The organism is Bradyrhizobium sp. CCBAU 11361, assembly GCF_028128935.1.
Lineage (GTDB): Bacteria > Pseudomonadota > Alphaproteobacteria > Rhizobiales > Xanthobacteraceae > Bradyrhizobium > Bradyrhizobium niftali.
In genome coordinates this window covers 19499-38164 of the sequence record NZ_LBJZ01000190.1, presented here as the reverse complement: position 1 = coordinate 38164, position 18666 = coordinate 19499, and the positions used below count along the sequence as shown (strand labels likewise).

Annotated in this window: 19 protein-coding genes; 8 read left to right on the top strand and 11 right to left on the bottom strand. The window is 64.6% G+C overall.

What is annotated here, in order from left to right:
• Positions 1–7: 7 nt before the first annotated feature.
• The 9 genes from fabI to xylB form a co-directional block, all read right to left on the bottom strand.
• Positions 8–796: an enoyl-ACP reductase FabI gene (gene fabI / locus XI08_RS30150; protein WP_027548560.1), complete on the bottom strand. Its 789-nt coding sequence runs from the start codon at positions 794–796 to the stop codon at positions 8–10.
• Positions 793–2007, bottom strand: a complete 1215-nt coding sequence (locus XI08_RS30145; protein WP_271577170.1) for an acetate/propionate family kinase — start codon at positions 2005–2007, stop codon at positions 793–795. The genes fabI and XI08_RS30145 overlap by 4 nt, the downstream gene beginning before the upstream one ends.
• A 5-nt stretch (positions 2008–2012) precedes the next feature.
• Positions 2013–2975 carry a phosphate acetyltransferase gene (locus XI08_RS30140; RefSeq protein WP_271577169.1) on the bottom strand — a complete coding sequence of 321 codons (963 nt, stop codon included), beginning with the start codon at positions 2973–2975 and terminating at the stop codon, positions 2013–2015.
• Between the two features lie 29 nt (positions 2976–3004).
• The gene (locus tag XI08_RS30135) at positions 3005–5224 is read right to left on the bottom strand and encodes a TerB family tellurite resistance protein (RefSeq protein ID WP_271577168.1); all 2220 of its coding nucleotides are present in this window, start codon (positions 5222–5224) and stop codon (positions 3005–3007) included.
• A 63-nt stretch (positions 5225–5287) separates the two neighbouring features.
• On the bottom strand, positions 5288–6379 hold the full coding sequence (locus tag XI08_RS30130; protein ID WP_271577167.1) for an AI-2E family transporter: 1092 nt from the start codon (positions 6377–6379) through the stop codon (positions 5288–5290).
• 345 nt (positions 6380–6724) lie between these two features.
• Positions 6725–7672 carry an ABC transporter substrate-binding protein gene (locus tag XI08_RS30125; RefSeq protein ID WP_027548555.1) on the bottom strand — a complete coding sequence of 316 codons (948 nt, stop codon included), beginning with the start codon at positions 7670–7672 and terminating at the stop codon, positions 6725–6727.
• A gap of 101 nt (positions 7673–7773) precedes the next feature.
• Positions 7774–8814, bottom strand: a complete 1041-nt coding sequence (locus XI08_RS30120; RefSeq protein WP_271577166.1) for an ABC transporter permease subunit — start codon at positions 8812–8814, stop codon at positions 7774–7776.
• Positions 8807–10330: a sugar ABC transporter ATP-binding protein gene (locus tag XI08_RS30115; protein ID WP_271577165.1), complete on the bottom strand. Its 1524-nt coding sequence runs from the start codon at positions 10328–10330 to the stop codon at positions 8807–8809. The genes XI08_RS30120 and XI08_RS30115 overlap by 8 nt, the downstream gene beginning before the upstream one ends.
• A 126-nt stretch (positions 10331–10456) precedes the next feature.
• On the bottom strand, positions 10457–11902 hold the full coding sequence (xylB, locus tag XI08_RS30110) for a xylulokinase (RefSeq protein WP_271577282.1): 1446 nt from the start codon (positions 11900–11902) through the stop codon (positions 10457–10459).
• A gap of 188 nt (positions 11903–12090) precedes the next feature.
• On the opposite strand from xylB, the gene XI08_RS30105 reads away from it, so the two are divergent.
• Together XI08_RS30105 and XI08_RS30100 are read left to right on the top strand one after the other, a co-directional pair.
• Positions 12091–12321, top strand: a complete 231-nt coding sequence (locus tag XI08_RS30105) for a hypothetical protein (protein ID WP_271577281.1) — start codon at positions 12091–12093, stop codon at positions 12319–12321.
• A 52-nt stretch (positions 12322–12373) separates the two neighbouring features.
• A complete protein-coding gene (locus XI08_RS30100) occupies positions 12374–12772 on the top strand; it encodes a hypothetical protein (RefSeq protein WP_271577164.1) in 399 nt (132 codons plus the stop codon).
• 171 nt (positions 12773–12943) lie between these two features.
• Here XI08_RS30100 and XI08_RS30095 read toward each other — a convergent pair whose 3' ends face one another.
• Positions 12944–13504, bottom strand: coding sequence for an SET domain-containing protein (locus tag XI08_RS30095; protein ID WP_271577163.1), 561 nt, complete (start codon positions 13502–13504; stop codon positions 12944–12946).
• Positions 13505–13667: 163 nt separating this feature from the next.
• On the opposite strand from XI08_RS30095, the gene XI08_RS30090 reads away from it, so the two are divergent.
• The gene (locus XI08_RS30090) at positions 13668–14273 is read left to right on the top strand and encodes a hypothetical protein (RefSeq protein ID WP_442869875.1); all 606 of its coding nucleotides are present in this window, start codon (positions 13668–13670) and stop codon (positions 14271–14273) included.
• Between the two features lie 22 nt (positions 14274–14295).
• On the opposite strand, the gene XI08_RS30085 is transcribed toward XI08_RS30090, so the two are convergent.
• The gene (locus tag XI08_RS30085; protein ID WP_271577161.1) at positions 14296–15036 is read right to left on the bottom strand and encodes a TetR/AcrR family transcriptional regulator; all 741 of its coding nucleotides are present in this window, start codon (positions 15034–15036) and stop codon (positions 14296–14298) included.
• A gap of 109 nt (positions 15037–15145) precedes the next feature.
• On the opposite strand from XI08_RS30085, the gene XI08_RS30080 reads away from it, so the two are divergent.
• The 5 genes from XI08_RS30080 (at position 15146) to XI08_RS30060 (ending at position 18660) form a co-directional block, all read left to right on the top strand.
• Positions 15146–16543: a carotenoid oxygenase family protein gene (locus XI08_RS30080; RefSeq protein WP_271577160.1), complete on the top strand. Its 1398-nt coding sequence runs from the start codon at positions 15146–15148 to the stop codon at positions 16541–16543.
• A gap of 147 nt (positions 16544–16690) precedes the next feature.
• A complete protein-coding gene (locus tag XI08_RS30075; protein WP_271577159.1) occupies positions 16691–16954 on the top strand; it encodes a hypothetical protein in 264 nt (87 codons plus the stop codon).
• Between the two features lie 76 nt (positions 16955–17030).
• The gene (locus XI08_RS30070) at positions 17031–17606 is read left to right on the top strand and encodes a hypothetical protein (protein WP_271577158.1); all 576 of its coding nucleotides are present in this window, start codon (positions 17031–17033) and stop codon (positions 17604–17606) included.
• 12 nt (positions 17607–17618) lie between these two features.
• Positions 17619–18173 (top strand): inner membrane-spanning protein YciB, encoded by a 555-nt coding sequence (locus XI08_RS30065; RefSeq protein WP_271577157.1) that lies wholly within the window; start codon positions 17619–17621, stop codon positions 18171–18173.
• A gap of 190 nt (positions 18174–18363) precedes the next feature.
• Positions 18364–18660 (top strand): hypothetical protein, encoded by a 297-nt coding sequence (locus XI08_RS30060; protein ID WP_027548542.1) that lies wholly within the window; start codon positions 18364–18366, stop codon positions 18658–18660.
• Positions 18661–18666: the final 6 nt, after the last annotated feature.

Below are 18666 nucleotides of genomic sequence, written 5' to 3'. Positions count from 1 at the left end.
GTCTCGTTCAGTCGATGATGTGATAGCCACCGTCGATATAGAGAACGCCGCCGGTGATCAGCTTGGCTCCGTCGAGCGCCAGAAACGCCGTGGCATTGCCGACATCGTCGATGCTGACGAGGCTGCGCGCCGGCGCCTTCGATTGCGCCTTGTCCATCAGCTCGTCGAACTCCGGGATACCCGACGCCGCGCGCGTGGCGAGCGGCCCCGGCGAGATCGCATGCACGCGGATGCCCTTCGGACCCAGCTCAGCGGCAGCGTAGCGGACGGCTGCTTCAAGCGCTGCTTTTGCCACGCCCATGATGTTGTAGTTCTCCACGACCATCTGGCTGCCATAGTACGTCATGGTGAACATCGTCCCGCCGTTCTTCATCAGCGGCTCGGCGAGATGGGCCATGCGAAGGAACGACCAGCAGGAGACGTCCATCGTCTTCAGGAAGCCGTCGCGGCCGACGTCCACGACGCGTCCGTGCAGCGCCTCTTTCGGCGAGAAGGCGATCGAGTGCAGCAGAAAATCGAGCTGCCCCCATTCCTTCGCGATCCGCTCGAACACCGTTTCGGTTTGCCCCTCCACCATGACGTCGAGCGGCATGAAGATCGGCGCCTCCAGCGCCTGCGCCAGCGGCTCGACATGCTTCTTTGCACGGTCGTTCAGGTAGGTGACCGCGAGCTCGGCGCCGAGCGCGCGAAACGCCCTTGCGCATCCCCAGGCGATGGACTGGTCGTTGGCGATGCCGACGACCAGGCCCTTTTTCCCCTTCAGGGCAACCTTGGTATCGGGAAATACGGGAATCATGGCACCCTCTCTTGTCTGGGGTTGGTCGATGGCGTGTTGACCAGCAGCGCCAGCGTGTGCTGGGCGATCATCAGTTCCTCGTCGGTCGGCACGACGTAGACGGGGATCAGACTCTCGGAACGCGATATCAGCTGCGAATTGCGGGAATTCTCGGCCGGGTCGAGGCTGACACCGAGCCATCCGAGCTGCCCGACCACGCGCGCGCGAATGGTCGCGGAGTTCTCGCCGATGCCGGCCGTGAAGACGAAGGCGTCGAGGCCCTGCAAGGCGGCCGCGAGCATGCCGGCATTGAGGCCGATCCGGTACACGAAATAGTCGATCGCCAGCTTCGCCCGGGCATCTGCGCTGGCCTCGAGCTCACGCATGTCGTTGCTGACGCCCGAGAGCCCCTTCAGTCCGCAATCGCGATAGAGGAAGTTCTGCACGTTCGACGCCGACATGCCCTTTTCGGAAATGAGATAGAGCACCACACCGGGATCGAGCTGGCCCGGGCGCGTTCCCATCGGCAATCCGTCCAGCGCCGTGAAGCCCATGGTGCTTTCGACGCTCTGTCCAGCCTTCAGCGCGCACATCGAGGCTCCGCTGCCGAGATGGGCAACGATGACCCGGCGTTTCGCAACGTCCGGCGCGATGTGCGGCAGGGTCTTCGCAATGTATTCGTAGGACAACCCGTGAAAGCCATAGCGCCGCACGCCCTCGGCGTGAAGCTGATGCGGGATTGCGTAATGGTCGGCGACCGCACTGTGCGTGCGATGAAAGGCGGTATCGAAGCATGCCACCTGCGGCAGCGTCGGGAAGCCGGCAAGGATCGAGCGGATCGGCGCAAGATTATGCGGTTGATGCAGCGGTGCAAGGCTGACGAACCGTTCCAGCCGGGCGACGACGCCATGATCGATCCGCACCGGCCGATCATAGTCCGGACCGCCATGCACGACGCGGTGCCCAACCGCGATCGGGTCGATGCGAAGCTCGTCACGCAACCAGCTCCCCGCGATCGCCATCGCGGCCGGAACGTCCGCGACCGCCTCGATCGGGTAGGCGCGGTCGGCCAGCGTATCGCCATTCGCGCCGCTCGCCCGCAATCGCGGACGGCTGCCAATGCCGTCCATCTGGCCCTTGAGCTGCCGCCGCAGCCTCCCCTCTCCCTCGATCGAAAAGACCTGGAACTTGACGCTCGAGGAGCCCGCATTGACGACGAGAATCGTATCCATGATGGTCACGCGGCAACTGTCGGTGCGTGTTGACGCCGGGCATTGGCATAGAGCGACGCCACCGCGCAGGATGCCATGCGCGCCCGCGGCGAGTCCGCCCGTGACGTCAGCACGACGGGCACCCGGGCGCCGAGCACGATGCCGGCGCCGTCGGCCTTGGCAAAGTAGGCCAGGTTTTTCGCCAGCATGTTGCCCGATTCGAGATCGGGAACGACGAGGATCTGGGCCCGGCCGGCGACCTCGGACTTGATGCCCTTGATGCGCGCGGCCTCGGGATCGATGGCATTGTCGAACGCGAGCGGGCCGTCGAGCACGCCGCCGGTGATCTGCCCGCGATCAGCCATCTTGCAGAGCGCAGCCGCCTCGATCGTCGAGGGAATCTTGGACGTCACGGTTTCCACCGCCGAAAGGATTGCCACCCGCGGCGTCTTGCCGAATCCGGCCTCATTGTAGAGATCGATGGCGTTCTGGATGATGTCGCGCTTGGCATCGAGATCGGGAAAGATGTTGATCGCGGCATCCGTCACCAACAGGGTTTCGGCATAGGCCGGCACGTCCATCACGAACACATGGCTGATGCGCCGGTCGGTGCGCAGACCGCCAACCTTCGCGGTCACTGCGCGCATCAACTCATCGGTGTGAAGGCTGCCCTTCATGAGCATTTCGCCCTTGGCTGCGTGGATCAGCTCGACACCTTTGGCGGCGGCCTCCTCGCTATGCGCGGCGTTGACGATCTCGAAGCCGGAGATGTCGAGGCCGGAGCTGCGCGCGATATCGCTGATTCTGTTCGCGGGCCCGACCAGGATCGGCCGGATGATGCCGGCCTGCGCGCTGTCGACCGCGCCGCGCAGTGAGGTTTCGTCGCAGGGATGCACGACGATTGTCGGAACCGGCGGCGCGGCCTTGGCTGCCGCGATCAATCGGTCATACTTGCTGGGAGACTGCGTTTGCCTTGCTTCGGTTGCCATGATGTCGCTCCCAATCCTTGCAGACAGCCTTACGACGCCTTCGCCTTTGGATCGAAAGGGGCGACGTTCGATTCTCCTTCACTTGTATCGACGCCGAACAACGCGGCGACGCGCCGGAGGCGACTTGCGCGTTCGCCCGTAATCTCGCCGCTTGCGGAGAGCACCTCGCGTATCGCCGCGAAGGCCGCACGCCGCTGGTTGACATCCTCGGGCAACAGCTTCTGAATGGCCGCCAAAGCACCTTCCCGATCGATCAGCAGCATGAAGAACTGCTCGCGGACCAGCATCTTGAACTCCGGAAGCGTCATTCGCTGTCCACTGTAGTCGCGTCGGATCTGGCGCAGCGCCTCAATGCTGCGCTCGTCGACCATTCCCCGCGCCGACCCGATGTAAAGCAGGCTTCGAATGGCCGCCTCGCGCAGGCCGCCCTCGCCGATCCCGGATTTCAGCTGCGCAACCCGCTTGTCCAGCATAGCGCGATGCTCGGCTGACATTTCGCGCCGGCGCGACGGCTCGGATTTCGGATCGATCCCGAGCGCGGCCTGCACAGCCGGCGAACCATAGAGGTTGAGGAAAATCGTTTCGCTCAATGCCTCCTGTGCGTCACGCCAGCTGTCGAGTGCGTGAACGATCTGCTTGGACACCTGCTCCTGAAATGCGAGGAACGGATTGTCCTTGGCGACCGGCTTGCGGTTGTCCTCGATCTCCTCAGCGGCCGACTTTACCGCCGTCATCAACGGATTTTGGCTGCTGAGCGCCTCATACTGAAGCCGCAGCGGGTGCAGGTGGCGCATCGTCTCTGCCATCTGCGGCGTGACCAGCTTCTTGATCCAGGGCTGGACGAACTTCTGGTAGGCGGCGAGGTTGAGTTCCGAGACGCGTTTGGCGGCAGCGAAGCGCCGCTCGTCCTCGGGCGAATTGCCGCCCATGGCGCGGATGTCGTCGAGCGTCCGCGCCTCGCACCGCATCACCCACTGGCCGACCACGAGGTCGGAGCTCGTTGTCTCCTCGCCCTTGGCTTCGAACGTGGCTTCATAGAGACCGGGCGGCAGCACGTCGATCAGATCGATGTTGCTCGAGAACTCCGCGTGTTCCTTCTTGGCGACGCCGCCGGACACGAAGATACCGAGATGCCCAATGCTCTTGTGAACGGTGTAGACGATCGTCTGCCCATAGGCCCTGATCTCGTCGACGTCGGCGTAGCAATCGAGGATCCAGTCCAGCGCCTGTTGCGGCGGCGTGACGTTGTCGCCCTCGGAGCAGAACACCACGATCGGCGACCTGATGTTGCGCAGGTCCACCTTCTGGCCGTCGGACATCTCGATCTTGCCGGCAGCGAGATTGTTGCCGATGAAGAGCTCATCAACGATGAACTGGATCTCCTCGGCATTCAGGTTGACATGGCCGCCCCACCATCGCTCGAATTCGAGATAGCGGTTCGCCTCGGTATCGACCTTGGAATAGACGTTGTACTGCTTGGTCCACAGGGTGTTCGATGGATTCTGGTTCTCGAAGTTCTGCACCAGCCAGGCGCCGTCGAACTTTCCGGCGCCGAGATCGCTGGTCAGCGCGGTGAGCCAACTTCCACCCAAAAGGCCGCCGGAATAGCGCATCGGATACTTGCCGTGCACGCCGGCCCAATAGGCGAGCGGCGCACCCGCGATGATCAGCGGCCCGAACAGTTCCGGCCGCAATGACGCCAGGATCATGACGGCCCAGCCGGCCTGGCAATTGCCGATCACGCAAGGCTTTCCGTCGGCGTCCGGATGACGGCTGATGACCTTTTCGATGAAAATGGCTTCGGCACGCGCGATGCGTTCGATAGTCTGACCGGGCATCGGCTCCGGCAGGAAGCCGATGAAGTAACAGGGATGCCCGGCCTTCATCGCGACGCCGATCTCGCTATCGGCCTTGAAACCGCCGATGCCGGGGCCATGGCCCGCGCGCGGATCGATCACGACAAACGGCCGTCGCTTGAGATCAATCTCCACGTCCTTCGGCGGGATGATACGGACCAGCGCATAGTTGACCGGCTCGTCCAGCTGACGGCCATCCATAATCAGTTCGGCGGCATACTGCAGGACATGCGGCGCCGTCTGTGCGACGTGCTCCCGGTATTGATCGCCGCGCTGACGCATGATGTCCAGGAACAGCACACTCCGCTGGCTCGCGTCGACCATGTATTCCACGGCCGAAGCGACAAGTCCGGACAAGGGGCCGCCTGGCAGGTTTGGCTTTTCCATCGACATACTCCGCCTCGTCGTCGCGCGACTTCATCCAAGGCGCTCCGAGGCGTCCGACATTGATTTAGGTCAACGGTCGATGGTCGCTTGCGGCGCCGCGCCGGCGCGATCGGTCCTGATCCAGGCCACGGCGAGCTCCCAGGCCACCGACAGGATGATGGGTCCGATGAAAAGGCCGAGGATTCCGTGGCCGATCGTGCCGCCGATCACGCCGATCAGGATGACGAGCGTCGGGGTTGTCAGGCCGCGTCCCATCACCAGCGGTTTCAGTATATTGTCGAGAATGCTGACGATTCCGAGGAACAACGTCAGCATTAATGCGGTAGTGACGTCCTTGTCGGTCCAGATCCAGATCATCACGGGGAGCATGATGATGGCTCCGCCGATCTGCACGATGGAGAGCAACAGCACCAGGAGCGCGAGCAAGCCGGCGATCGGAATGCCCGCCAACTTGAAGCCAATACCGGCCAGCAGCGCCTGAATGACAGCGATGCCGATCACACCTTGGGCTACCGCGCGGATGGTCGCGCCCGCGAGATCCAGGAAGTGCTCGCTCTGCTCGGGCACGATCCGCGACAGGAAGCTCCTGCCCGCCGTCACGAGCTGCGGTCCATAGGGAAACAGGCAGCCGGCGACGACGACCGACAGCAGGAATTTGATGGTGCCCACGCCGGCATCGCCCGCGATGCCGAGGAGCGTACCGGCGAACGGCTTCAGATAAGGCGCAATCCGTTGCAGGACCGAGCGGAGATTGGTCGAGGCCTGATCCCAGAACTCGTAAAGCGGTGCGCCGATCAGCGGCCAGGTCTTGATCACGGCGGGCGGCGAAGGAATCGCCAGATCGCCTGCGGCCAGCTCGTCGGCAAAGTCCTTGATCCCGTCCACCGCACCCAAGCCGAGCCAAGCCGCCGGCCCAATGACAATGGCGAGGTTAACGGCCGTGAGAAGCACCGCGGCAAGCTTCGTCCGGCCGCCGAGAATTTTGGCGAGGAGGACGAAAGCCGGATTGAGCGCGACAGCAAGCACGAGCGCCCAGACCAGAATCGTCACAAACGGGCGGATCAGATAGAAGGTCCAGACAATCAACAGAGCCAGCAATCCGAGTCGGATCACGAGCTGGATCACGTCCTCTCCGGTGAGAAGCTGGCGAAGTGTCTTCAAGGCCGCGTCCAGATCTGGTCTAAAGGGAGCTAGCCGGCGCGTTGACGTTGCGATCTTGATCTGGATCAAGCACCCGAGCGGATACGGCGACCTTATCGGCTGACGCCGGGCATGATCAGAGCCCAACCTGCCTGCACGGGAGGCCGCGATGTCCGAGGTCGCCAGCTGCAGTGCGTCGGCCTGACAGTTCGGCCTGCATTATTGAAGCTTGACCCCAAGTCGGAAAAACCCCTGCCGGGCCTTCCCGGCAGGGGGCTGTCTTGCGCACCACGGTGGCCTCGGACGCGCAGCCATGCACCGTCCGAGCGCCACCGACCGATACGTCCCGCGAAAGATGCAGAACGGCTACTGCGACCGATCCGACGTCCACCCCTTGTACTCGGCGACATTGTCCCGGGTCACAAGCTTCGACGGCAGGAGCTCGACGGTCGAGGCCGGCTTCTGGCCACTGAGAATGCCGACACCGACTTGCACGGCGCGCCGCGCCATGAAGAACGGGTCCTGTGACGCGGAAGCCTGGATCTGCGGCGATGCGGGATCCTTCAGCGCGGCCTCGATGTCGGGCGCACCGTCCACCGCGGTGATGACGATGCCGGTGCGATTTTGCTGACGCGCCGCGAGGTCGGTGCCGATCGCCTGCGGATCGTTGATGGCGAAGATCGCGTCGATCTTCGGGAAGCGGGTCAGATAGCCTTGCGCGACGGTGAGGCCGCCTTCGCGCGAGCCCTTGCCGTCCTGGTCGCTGGACAACACCTTGATGCCGGGATTCTTCGAGAGGACGTTCTTGCAGCCGACGACGCGGTCGATCACGGCGGAGACCTGCGGCCCGTTCTCGATGACGACGTCCCCCTTGCCGCCCAGCTTGTCCACGATGTACTGGCAGGAAATCTCACCCGCCTGGACGTTGTTCGTGGTCACGGTGGCATCGGCGCCTTCGGCCGCGGTGTCGACCGCGACGACGACGATGCCCGCCGCCTGCGCCTTCTTGATCGCTGGCCCGATCGCCTTGGGGTCGCCGGGGTTCAACAGGATCAGGTCGACGCCGGCGGCGATGAAATTGTCGATCTGGGTGACCTGCTTGCCGAGGTCGTATTCGAACCCAACCGTGGTGACCTTCACATTGGGATTGGCCTTCTTGGCCTCGAACTCGGCGCCCTTCGACAGTGCGACGAAGAACGGGTTGCCCAGCGAGCCGAGCGAGACACCGATCGACTTGAGCTCCTTGGCGAAGGACGGCGCGGTGCTTAGGGCAAGCGCCGTCGCGGCGCCGGCGAGCGTGATCGTCTTCAACATTGGCTTCCTCCCTGGTCTGTCTTCATCTCCGGCACGGCTGACCAGTTACCGCACCGGAATCTCACATCCAACCGCCCGCGCTCGGGTGCGCGCGGAGCCTTTCAAGTTCTTGCGGAGCCTTGCAGCCGGTAGCGGTCCAGCGCTACGGCGCCGATGATCACCAGGCCCTTGATCACATATTGCCAAATGTCAGAGACGCCGGTGAGGATAAGGCCGTTCGACAGGACCGCGATGATCAGCGCGCCGACCAGCGTGCCCCAGATCGAGCCGATACCGCCGACGAAGGAGGTGCCGCCGAGGATCACCGCGGTGATGGCGTCGAGTTCATAGGACTGGCCGAGTTGAAGACCGTTGGCCGCATAAAGCCGCGCCGCCTGCATGGCGCCGCCGAGCCCGGCCAGCAGCCCGGACACGCCGTAGACGAAGATCAGCACGGCCCAGACCTTGATGCCGGCAAGCCGCGCCGCGCTCTCGTTGCCGCCCACCGCGTAGATGTGCACACCGAGCACGGTCCGGCGCAGCACCAGCCACGAGGCGAGGATGACGAGCAACGCGATCACCGAGAGCCACGGGATCGAAGCGACGCCGGGAACGAGCGTCAGCGAGCCGTTGCCGATGAAGGCGTAGGGAATGGAAGGATTGAACACCGTGGTGTCGGCGCCGAGCAGCCGCGCCAGACCACGCACGGCGGTGAGCGAGCCCAGCGTGACGATGAATGGCGGCAGGCGCAAGAGCGCGATCAGCGCGCCATTGACGACACCGAAGCCGAGACCGGTGAGAACGGCGGCCGACAGCCACAGCGCTCCGAGCTCCGGCAGTTTCGACATCGTCAGGCCGGCCATCGCGGACGCCGCCAGGATCGAGCCGACCGAGAGATCGATGCCGCCGGTCAGGATGACGAAGGTCATGCCCGCGGCAAGCACGGTGTTGACAGCAGCCTGCTGCAAGACGATGCCGAGATTCTGCCCGGTGAAGAAACGGCCATCCGACAGGTAGTGAAAGCCGGCGCACAGCAGCAGCAGCACCGGCAGCATGCCGGCGGCGCGGATCAGCAGCCTGATGCGCTGACGCCTGGTCTCCTGGGCGGCGGCGAGGCCGTTTGCCGTGGCGGCCTTCGCCTGCGTCGATCCGTTATCAGGCATCGAGATGCTCCATCCCCGTGGCAAGTGCCATGATATCCTCCTGATTGAGCGGCGCCGTCTCGGTTCGGTTGACCTCGCCCGCGATGTGTCCCGATCGCATCACGATGACGCGGTCGCAGATGCCGATGATCTCAGGCAGATCGGACGAGATGACCAGGATCGCGGTGCCGGCCTTGGCGAGATTGTCGATGATCGAATAGATCTCCGACTTGGCGCCGACATCGACGCCCCGCGTCGGCTCGTCGAGGATCAGGATCTTTGGCGCGATGGCGAGAAGCCGCGACAAGAGCACCTTCTGCTGGTTGCCGCCGGACAGGCCCCCGGCCGGCACGCCGGCATTGGCGGCGCGGATGCTGAGCCCCGCAAAGGCCCTGTCGGCACGCTCGCGCGCCTTGTCACCATCCAGGAACCAGCCAAGCTTCGCATCGCGCCCGAGCACCGCGAGATTGATGTTGTCCAGGCATGACATGTCGAGAAACAGGCCGAGCGCCTTCCTGTCCTCGGTCAGATAGGCGATGCCGGCCTCGAGGGCCTCGCCGGGCGTGCGGATATCGATCGGCTGGCCTTCGAGTTCGAGACGGCCCGACGTTTTTGCCGCCGCGCCGATGATGAGATGCGCAAGCTCGGTGCGGCCGGCACCGATCAGGCCGGCAAGCCCGACCACCTCGCCCGCATGCACGGTGAGCGAGCAGCCCTTGACGCGCAAGCCGTCGGACATGTCGATCGCACTGAGCACGGGGTGTCCCCGCCCCGCCTCCGGGTCATGGTCCTTCTTGTAGAAAGAGGAGACGTCGCGCCCCACCATCAGCCGCACGATGGTATCGGCCCTGATCTCCGGCTTGTCGAGCGAGCCGACCAGCCGGCCATCGCGCAGGACGGTGACGCGGTCGCCGAGCGCATAGACTTCGTCCATGCGGTGCGAGATGTAGATGATGGCAAGCCCCTCGGCGCGAAGCTGACGGATCAGCATGAACAGCCGCTCGCTCTCGCCGGCCGACAGCGCGGTGGTCGGTTCGTCCATGATCAGGATTTTCGACCTCGCGTGCAGCGCACGCGCGATCTCGACGAGCTGGCGCTGGCCCATCGACAGATGCGCCACCAATGTCGATGGCTGGAAGTCCGCGCCCAGCCGTTCCAGGATGGGGCCAACGCCCTGGCGCATGGCGCCACGCGCCAGCAAGCCCGAGCGCGATATCTCGCGGCCGAGATAAATATTCTCCGCGACACTGAGATTGGGAGCCAAAGACAGCTCCTGATAGATGATGGAGATGCCCGCGGCGCGGCCGCCGAGCGGGCCTTCGATCCGCACCGGCTTGCCCTCGATGCGGATCTCTCCGCCCGGATCGGGCCGGTAGGCGCCGGACAATATCTTCATCAGCGTCGATTTGCCGGCGCCATTCTCACCCATCAGGGCATGGATTTCGCCGGGATAGACGGTGAGATCGACGGCACGCAGCGCCTTGATGCCGAAGAAGCTTTTCGAGACCCCGCGCATCTCGAGGATCGGATCGTTCATCGTGCCTCCCGACGCACAATGCGTTTCCCACCCGCGTCTCTTTTTGTCAGCGCGGTTCGCGCATTAAACAAAACGCCGCGGCACAGGGCAATACCGAACAGACGGGAAAGCGAAATCGAAACGGCGCTATTGGCGTGGCCGATACAGTTCGCGCCAGGCGGGAAGCCGATCGGCATAGGCATCGACCAGCACGCGGTCGGGTTCGAATGTCTCGATGCGTCGCGGCGGCGTGCAGACGGTGTCGATTGCCTCGCCCGTGACAGCAAGACGCCCTAATCTCGCCGCACCGAACGCCGCTCCCGTTTCACCTTCGGCAAAGCGATGGATCGGAACATTCAGAACGCTTGCCAGCACCGCCAGCCAGAACCGGGACCGTGAACCGCCTCCGATGGCATCGGCTTCCGCGATCCTGATGCCGGCATCCGCGAGCACGTCCCGGCAATCCGCGAGCGCAAAGGCGACCCCCTCGAGCACGGCCTGCACGATCGCCTCGCGATCGGTGCCGTGGCTCAAGCCGTCGAGCATGCCGCGCACGACGGGGTCGTCATGCGGGGTCCGCTCGCCCGCCAGATAGGGCAAGAAGCTCACCGGCGAGGGCAGCTGCGGGCGCGACCCAAGCGGTGCCAGCAATTCCGCCTCGGCAATGCCGAACAAGCGTGAGATCCAGGCAAGACAGGAGGCCGCGGAAAGGATCGCGCCGGCCTGAATCCACATGGCTGGGATGGCATGGCAGAATGTATGCACCCCGCGATCCGGGTTGGCGGCCATCCTGTTCGTCGGCACTAGCAAGGCGCCCGAGGTTCCCAGCGAAATGAATGCGGTTCCCGCCCTGATCGCGCCAATGCCGACGGCACCCGCCGGATTGTCACCGGCACCGCCCGCGAAAATCGGCCGCCTGATCATGCCCCAGCGTTGCGCGAGCTCGCTGCGCAACGTTGCCGCGGGCGCGCAGCCCTCGACCAGACGTGGCATGTGATCGCGCGACAGGCCGGTCGCGGCCAGCGCTGCATCCGACCAATCCCTGCGCGCGGCGTCGAGCCACAGCGAGCCCGATGCGTCCGAGACATCCTCGACGGCCTCGCCCGTCAGGACCAGGCGCAAATAAGCCTTCGGAAGCAGGACGAGCTTCGTCGCTGCAAAAACCTCAGGCTCGTGCATCGCAATCCAGAGCAGCTTCGGCGCCGTGAATCCCGGCATCGCCTTGTTGCCCGTCGTCGCACGCAAGGCGGGCCAGCGTTGCTCCAGGATACGGCACTCAGCGACAGACCGTCCGTCGTTCCAGAGGATGCAGGGCCGCAACGGCCTTGCGCTCGCATCAAGCAGCGTGGCGCCATGCATCTGGCCGGACAGTCCGATGCCTTCGACCACGGCCAACGCGCTGGCATGCGTCGCTTTCAAGGCATCCAGCGTGGCAAAGGTCGCATCGACCCACTGCGCGGGATCCTGCTCGGAATAGCCTGATAGCGGCGAGGCGGTGGTCAACGGCCGGCTTTCGCTCGCAATCACCCGCTGCGCGGAGTCGACGAGAACGGTCTTGACCGCCGAGGTGCCGAGATCGATGCCGAGATACATGGACACATACAATTGCCGACGTCGGATGGCCGACGGCGTGGCGAGGTCGGATGGCCCAATCAATCCAAGAAGCCTGATCGCGTCAAGGCAAGCCCTGCCATTCGTTGGTCTACGGGCACCCTGCTTACCTGCGAGGTAATCGAATTCGGCATCGCCGCGGCGCATCTTCCCGAGCACAGGAGATGACCATGATCGCGCTGCTGCTCTACAGAACCGTCGCAGACCACCTTCTTCCCTGGGCCATGGCGCTCGCAACCCGCATGCTGGCGCGCAGCCTCAACATGCCCGAGCCGCTGGTGCATTCGACCGGCGACTACGTGGTCGCGCAGGTACTCGCCTTCGAGCACGGCGTCGGCAGGAGCCTCTGCCCGTTCCGCATCGCCCGCCTGCTCCGCGCCTGGTGGCGCGGAATGCGCTGACTTCCACCCCAGGATTTCACCCCCAAGCCCAACCCCAGCAAGGAGACCTCCGATGATTGACGCATCCACCTTCCTGCGCCGCGCCCTGCTCGCCGACGCGATCTTCAGCGGCGTGGCCGCCCTCGGCTTCACTTTCGGCGCAGGCGCCTTCGCAACGCTGTTCAACCTACCCGAGGCGCTGCTGCGCGAGACCGGCCTGTTCCTGATCGCCTACACCGCGCTGGTCGGCTGGCTTGCCGCGCGCGCCGCGGTGCCGAAGCCGCTCGTGCTGCTGGTCGTGATCGGCAACGCGGCCTGGACCGTCGGCAGCATCGCGCTGCTGCTCTCGGGCGCGGTCTCGCCGAACATCGCCGGCGAGCTCATGGTCGTGGCCCAGGCGATCGCCACCGGCGTGTTCGCCGAGCTGCAATATGTGGGATTGCGGAAGAGCGGGCGTGTTGTGGCGGCGTGAGGCGCAACTCACCGTCATTCCGGGCTGGTGCGTCAGCACCAGACCCGGAATCTCGAGATTCTCAGGTGCGCAAGGCGCACCGTAGTTCGATGCTGCGCATCGCCCCGGAATGACACTTGACGATTGCGCCCGCCTTCGCGGGGACAGTTGAGCTAGAGGCGTACGAGTAGGCTACGCCCGCGCGCTACCGTTCGCCTTGCCGACGGCGTGACCGTTGAGCTTCTTCTTGGCGCTCTTGGGGCCTGCCTTCTTGGCCGCCTTGGCTTCCATGCGCGCCTTCACCTTGGCGCGTTCGGCCCGTTCCTCGGCGCGCAGCTTCTTGCGCTTGGTCTCGCAGGAGGCGCATTTGCAGCCGATCGGCTTCAAATAGGCTTTGAAATAGTCGGTGCCGTAGTCGTAGTTGATCTCGTCGCCCGGCTCGATGTTCCGGATAGCGCGGATAAAGACCTTGCGCTCGCGCGGGCGAACGTCGGACTCGGCGTTAGGCCGGCAGGAATGGTTGATGTAGCGCGCGAGGTTCTTGCGCACCGAGCCGTCGATGGTCCAGCGGCCGTTGAGCTCGAACAGATATTTGTTCTCGATCTCGTCGTGCGCAGGAATCCGGGAGTCCAGGATCGGTCCGAAATAACGGATAATCCGGGTTCCCTTCTTGATCGGTTTGGTGGCGAAGAGGCCGAGCCCGGTCTTGGAGCGGCCGACGCGATAAGGTTTGTTCGACGATGTGGCTGGCATGATCTGGAGAACGAGGACGCGAACGAGGCCGGACGGGCCCAAGCGAAGCCGCTCTTCTAGAACGATTCCGCGCCCCTGTCAGGTCTTCGCTGCGCCTGTTTGAACCTTGCCCACAATCAAGACGTCTGATGGTACGGAGTTCCCGATGCATCAAGGCCTCATGATGACCCGCATCACCACAACGTGCCTCGCCATGTTGCTGATGTGCGCCGTCCTCGATGGCGCGAACGCCCAATCCGTGGGCAGCATCTACACTTCGACGGCGCCCAAGGACTGCCGCCAGGTCGGAAAGCCCAGCGCGCTCGACGGCAGCACGACGCGCATCTGTCCCGGCAAAGAGGGCCTGATGGTGCTGATCGCCGAGGACGATCTTCGCGAGGTCGTCTCGGTCGGGCGCAATCGCAAGGAAGCGGCCGAGGAACCGGCGGCCAAGATCTGGTTCGCGCCGTTCAATTCATCCGAGACCACCGTCGAGTGGCGCGCCGCCGGCCCAAAACCGTTTGCGATCATCCAGCGCTGGCACATCGCCGACGGCAGCGATCCCGACAAGGAGGGACGGCCGAACACCAAGGCCATGCTGGTCGTGACGCGGCTGCCGCCGGGCCCGGTCTGCCATGTCGCCTATGTCGACGCGATCGCCAACCCCACCGCCAATGAACTTGCGCGCAAAGGCGCGGATGACTTTGCCCGCAGCTTCACTTGCGGCAAGGACGAGGTGAAGATCATCGGCACGCGCGGCCGCGCCGTCGAACTCGCGACGATGCGCTAGGTGCTGCACCCGATCGAAGGCACTATGCCGGCAGCTTCGCCGTAATCGGCGCCGTCAGCATCGCCTCGAGCAGCCGCTCGGTCGTCGTGCCCTCGGGCAGCCGCTCGAGGATGTCCGAGAGCCGCCCGTCGAGCAGCAGCGTGGTGAAGCCGTGCACCATCGACCAGGCCCGCGCGATCGCGGCGCCCTGGTCGAGCGTCAGCGCATCGCCGCTGATCTGCTCCTGCCGCATCGCGCCGATGGCATTGGCAAGCCCGGCGAAGGAAGCCTCGGCCGCCTCGTGCAGCGAGGGCCGGGAATAGTCGAGCCGCTCGGTGCGGAACATGATGCCGTACATGCCGGGATGGGCCTGCGCATAGGCCACATAGGCTTTCGGCCGCGCCAATGCCCGCGCGAGCGGCGTGGTGGCGGTGTCGCAGGCCGACGCCATCGCCGCGTTGAACTGGCGGAAGCCGACCGCCGCAAGCTCGCTGAGAAGGCCGGTGAGATCGCCGAAATGATGGGTCGGTGCGGCATGCGAAACGCCCGCCTCGCGCGCCACCGCGCGCAATGTCAGGCCGGCAAGCCCGTCGCGCTCCAGCACCCGTTCGGCGGCCTGGAGCAGCGCTTCGCGCAGCGCGCCGTGATGATACGGCGTCTCCGTCTTCGCACTGGCCGAACGGCGTGCAGGACGCCCGCTCGTTGCCGACGATGTCTTCCTCGGGGCGCGCACGATGCGCGCCGCTTCGGACCTGGTTTCGCTCTTCGGATCGCTCTTGCCCATGAGCCAACCTATATGACGCAATATTGACAGTGTAAAGATTTCGCTTGACCGGCGCGACGATCGGCTCTATCTGATCTTTACGATGTAAAGATAAAGGGAGGGATACGCCGTGCAGCAGGACGCCTTCACCGAGCGCCGCAACAATCTCAGGCCGATTCCGTTCGAGGCCGACGCGCCCTTCCTCAAGATCGTCGGCGAATTGCCGCGCGAGCTGAACGGCACGCTCTATCGCAACGGCCCCAACCCGCAGTTCGATGCGCCAGGCGCGCACTGGTTCGTCGGCGACGGCATGCTGCACGCCTTTCACCTCGAGAATGGCCGCGCCAGCTACCGCAACCGCTGGGTCCGCACGCCGAAATGGCTCGCCGAGCACGACGCCGGCCGCGCCCTGTTCGGCGGCTTCGGCCGCAAGCTGCCGGATGCGCCGCAGAACCTCACCGACGGCGGCGTCGCCAATACCAACATCATCTTCCATGCCGGCAAGCTGCTGGCGCTGGAAGAAGCGCATCTGCCGACCGAGATCGAGCCGGGCACGCTGGCCACGCGCGGCTATCACAACTATCAGGGCCGCGTCGCCGGCAGTTTTACCGCGCATCCGAAGGTCGATCCCGTCACTGGCGAGATGCTGTTCTTCGGCTACAACGCCGCGGGGCCGCTGACGCCTGCCCTCTCCTTCGGATCGATCGATGCATCCGGCAAGGCGACGCGCTTCGAACGTTTCGAGGCGCCCTATGCCAGCATGGTGCATGACTTCATCGTCACCGCGAACCATGTGCTGTTTCCGATCCTGCCCATCACCGGCAGCATGGAGCGCGCGATGAGCGGACGGCCGCCCTATGCCTGGGAGCCGGACAAGGGCGCCTATGTCGGCGTGATGAAGCGCAACGGCACGGCGAAAGACATCGTCTGGTTCCGTGCTGAGGCCTGCTACGTCTTCCATGTCATGAATGCGTGGGAGGACGATAACCGCATCATCGCCGACGTCATGCAGTTCGAGGAGGCGCCGCTGTTTCCGCATCCCGACGGCCGGCCGACCGATCCGGAGAAATCGCGCGCCCGCCATTGCCGCTGGACGTTCGATCTCTCAGGCAACACCGATCGTTTCCAGCAGACGTACCTGGACGATCTCACCGGCGAATTCCCGCGCATCGACGATCGTCGCGCCGGGCTGAAGAGCCGTCACGGCTGGTACGCCTGCGCCAATCCAAGACTGCCGATGTTCGGCGCACTCTCCGGCATCGTCCATGTCGACGGCAACGGCAAGCGGCTCGGCCATTATCTGCTACCCGCCGGCGACACCATCTCCGAGCCGGTCTTCGTCGAGCGATCGAGCGATGCAGCCGAAGGTGACGGCTGGCTGCTCGCCGTGGTCTGGCGCGCGCGCGAGAACCGCAGCGACCTCGCCGTGTTCAATGCCACCGACATCGAGGCAGGCCCCGCCGCACTGGTGCAGCTCGGCCACCGCGTGCCGGACGGCTTTCACGGCAACTGGGTGGGAGCGGCGTAGCTCTCGTCATTCCGGGGCGCGCCACTTAGCGCGAACCCGGAATCCATTTCGCTCCACGTGTTGCTGCCCGATAGATTCTCAGATGCGCAATTGCGCATCGTAGCTCGCGCTGACGTGCGCCTCGGAATGACGAAAGAGGAGTTTTCCATGGACATACCCTCGATCACCGGAGAGTGCCTCGCCGTCCTCGCCCTGGCCTGCGCCGCGCTCGCAGTCCAGACGATCCGGCTGCGGCGGAGCCGCCATACCGTCTTCAACGGCGGCATCCTGCTCTGCCTCGGCCTTGTGATCGCCTCCGCGCTGCCGATCCTGTCACGCCTGCCTTGGGCGGAATTGACCGAGGAGGCATCTGACCAAGTCGTTGCAGGCCTTCACCTTTTGGAGGTCGCATACGTCATTTTGACACTGTAAAGATTTTGCTTGACCGGCACCGACCCCTGAAGTAGAAATCTTTCCAGTGTAAAGATTAGCCTGACCGAGGCGGTCCATGACGATTTTCCTGATCCTCGCGCCCTACGGCGCCTTCACGTTCCTGATGCTGGTGACGTCGACCACGGTCAGCGTGTTCGCGGCTTCCGCGATCTGCCTCGCCACCATCGCGATCGATGTCGCGCAGGGCCGGTCGGTGAAGATCCTGGCTGCGGGCTCGGCGATCGTGTTCGCCGCAATCGGCATCTACCTCGCGCTGCGCGACCCCGCGCTGGGCACGCTCGGCGTCAAGCTGTCGGTCGATGTCGGCATCTTCGTCATCTCGCTCGGCTCGATGCTGCTCCGCCGTCCCTTCACGTTGCAATATGCGGTTGAATCGGTCCCGGCCGAGACCGCGGCGATGCCCGGCTTTCTCTATGCCAATTACGTCATCACCGGCGCATGGACCGCGGCCGCGCTGCTGATGGCGGCCGCCAATCTCGTGCTGCTCTACGTCCCCGGCCTTCCCCTCTGGTCGAGCCTTGCGGTCGCCTTCGCCGCCCGCAACAGCGCGATCTACTTCACAAAATGGTATCCCGAGTATCGCCAGATCAAGTACGGTACGCCGGCCGCCGCACTTCCCAACGCTCGTTGAACAGGATCGACGATGAAGGACGTATTCGCCCGCCTCGCCTCCGACTTCCTCTCCGCCATCGTCTTCCTGGTCGTCTATCTCATCACCGACAACGTCGTCCTGGCAACGTCGGTGGCGATTGCCGGTGCGATCGCGCAGGTGATCTACGCTCGCGTCAAGGGGCAGCAGCTCAACTACATGACCTATGCGAGCCTCGCGCTCGTCATCGTGCTGGGCACCGTCACGCTGCTGACCAATGATCCCCGCTTCATGCTGGCAAAGCCCTCGATCGCGCATTTCGCGATCGGCGCCATCATGCTCAAGCGCGGCTGGATGCTGCGCTACATGCCGCCGACCGTCGCCGAGACCGTTCCGGAATATGTCACCGCTGCGGGCTATGCCTGGGCGGTGCTGATGTTCGTGATCGGCGCCGGCATGATCGCGGTCGCCTCCACAGGCGATCTGAAGCTGTGGGCGTTCTACATCACGGTGGTCGCGGGCGGCGCCAAGATCCTCGCCTTTGCCGTGCAGTATGTCGTTCTGCGGCTCATCGTCACCAGCCGCCGGCGCGCCGCCGCCCGCGCCTGAAGCGCGATGCAATCGCGCTTCAGGTTGTTGTTTGAGCATGATCCTTATCGGAAAACCGCTACACACTTTTCCGGATCATGCGCTATGCCTCCAAGGCAGCGTTAGGCAGGCGCGCCGAGTTGGGTTATAGGCTCGCTCTGGACTGGCCGCGGATCGTCGCGGCCCGCCGGGATTTGTTCGGGAGACGGGAATGGCCGTAGACGGCAACTGGAATCTGACCATGACGACGCCGATGGGCGAGCGCAACGCGACGCTGAGCCTGAAGGCCGCCGGCGGCGCGCTCACGGGCACGCAAGGCGCGGAAGGAAATACCGCCGAGATCTTCGACGGCACCGTCAGCGGCGACGCCGTCAACTGGAAAGTCTCGATCACCAATCCGATGCCGTTGACGCTCGAGTTCATCGGAACGGTGTCCGGCGACAGCATGAGCGGCGAGATGGGCATCGGCCCGATGGGCAGTTTTCCGTTCACGGGCGTGCGGGCGTAAGGCCGC

Excerpts from the sequence above, each read along its gene's own strand:
- fabI (WP_027548560.1), bottom strand. The coding sequence starts at position 796 with ATGATTCCCGTATTTCCCGATACCAAGGTTGCCCTGAAGGGGAAAAAG.
- XI08_RS30145 (WP_271577170.1), bottom strand. The coding sequence starts at position 2,007 with ATGGATACGATTCTCGTCGTCAATGCGGGCTCCTCGAGCGTCAAGTTC.
- XI08_RS30140 (WP_271577169.1), bottom strand. The coding sequence starts at position 2,975 with ATGGCAACCGAAGCAAGGCAAACGCAGTCTCCCAGCAAGTATGACCGA.
- XI08_RS30135 (WP_271577168.1), bottom strand. The coding sequence starts at position 5,224 with ATGTCGATGGAAAAGCCAAACCTGCCAGGCGGCCCCTTGTCCGGACTT.
- XI08_RS30125 (WP_027548555.1), bottom strand. The coding sequence starts at position 7,672 with ATGTTGAAGACGATCACGCTCGCCGGCGCCGCGACGGCGCTTGCCCTA.
- XI08_RS30120 (WP_271577166.1), bottom strand. The coding sequence starts at position 8,814 with ATGCCTGATAACGGATCGACGCAGGCGAAGGCCGCCACGGCAAACGGC.
- XI08_RS30115 (WP_271577165.1), bottom strand. The coding sequence starts at position 10,330 with ATGAACGATCCGATCCTCGAGATGCGCGGGGTCTCGAAAAGCTTCTTC.
- xylB (WP_271577282.1), bottom strand. The coding sequence starts at position 11,902 with ATGTATCTCGGCATCGATCTCGGCACCTCGGCGGTCAAGACCGTTCTC.
- XI08_RS30105 (WP_271577281.1), top strand. The coding sequence starts at position 12,091 with ATGATCGCGCTGCTGCTCTACAGAACCGTCGCAGACCACCTTCTTCCC.
- XI08_RS30100 (WP_271577164.1), top strand. The coding sequence starts at position 12,374 with ATGATTGACGCATCCACCTTCCTGCGCCGCGCCCTGCTCGCCGACGCG.
- XI08_RS30095 (WP_271577163.1), bottom strand. The coding sequence starts at position 13,504 with ATGCCAGCCACATCGTCGAACAAACCTTATCGCGTCGGCCGCTCCAAG.
- XI08_RS30090 (WP_442869875.1), top strand. The coding sequence starts at position 13,668 with ATGACCCGCATCACCACAACGTGCCTCGCCATGTTGCTGATGTGCGCC.
- XI08_RS30085 (WP_271577161.1), bottom strand. The coding sequence starts at position 15,036 with ATGGGCAAGAGCGATCCGAAGAGCGAAACCAGGTCCGAAGCGGCGCGC.
- XI08_RS30075 (WP_271577159.1), top strand. The coding sequence starts at position 16,691 with ATGGACATACCCTCGATCACCGGAGAGTGCCTCGCCGTCCTCGCCCTG.
- XI08_RS30070 (WP_271577158.1), top strand. The coding sequence starts at position 17,031 with ATGACGATTTTCCTGATCCTCGCGCCCTACGGCGCCTTCACGTTCCTG.
- XI08_RS30065 (WP_271577157.1), top strand. The coding sequence starts at position 17,619 with ATGAAGGACGTATTCGCCCGCCTCGCCTCCGACTTCCTCTCCGCCATC.
- XI08_RS30060 (WP_027548542.1), top strand. The coding sequence starts at position 18,364 with ATGGCCGTAGACGGCAACTGGAATCTGACCATGACGACGCCGATGGGC.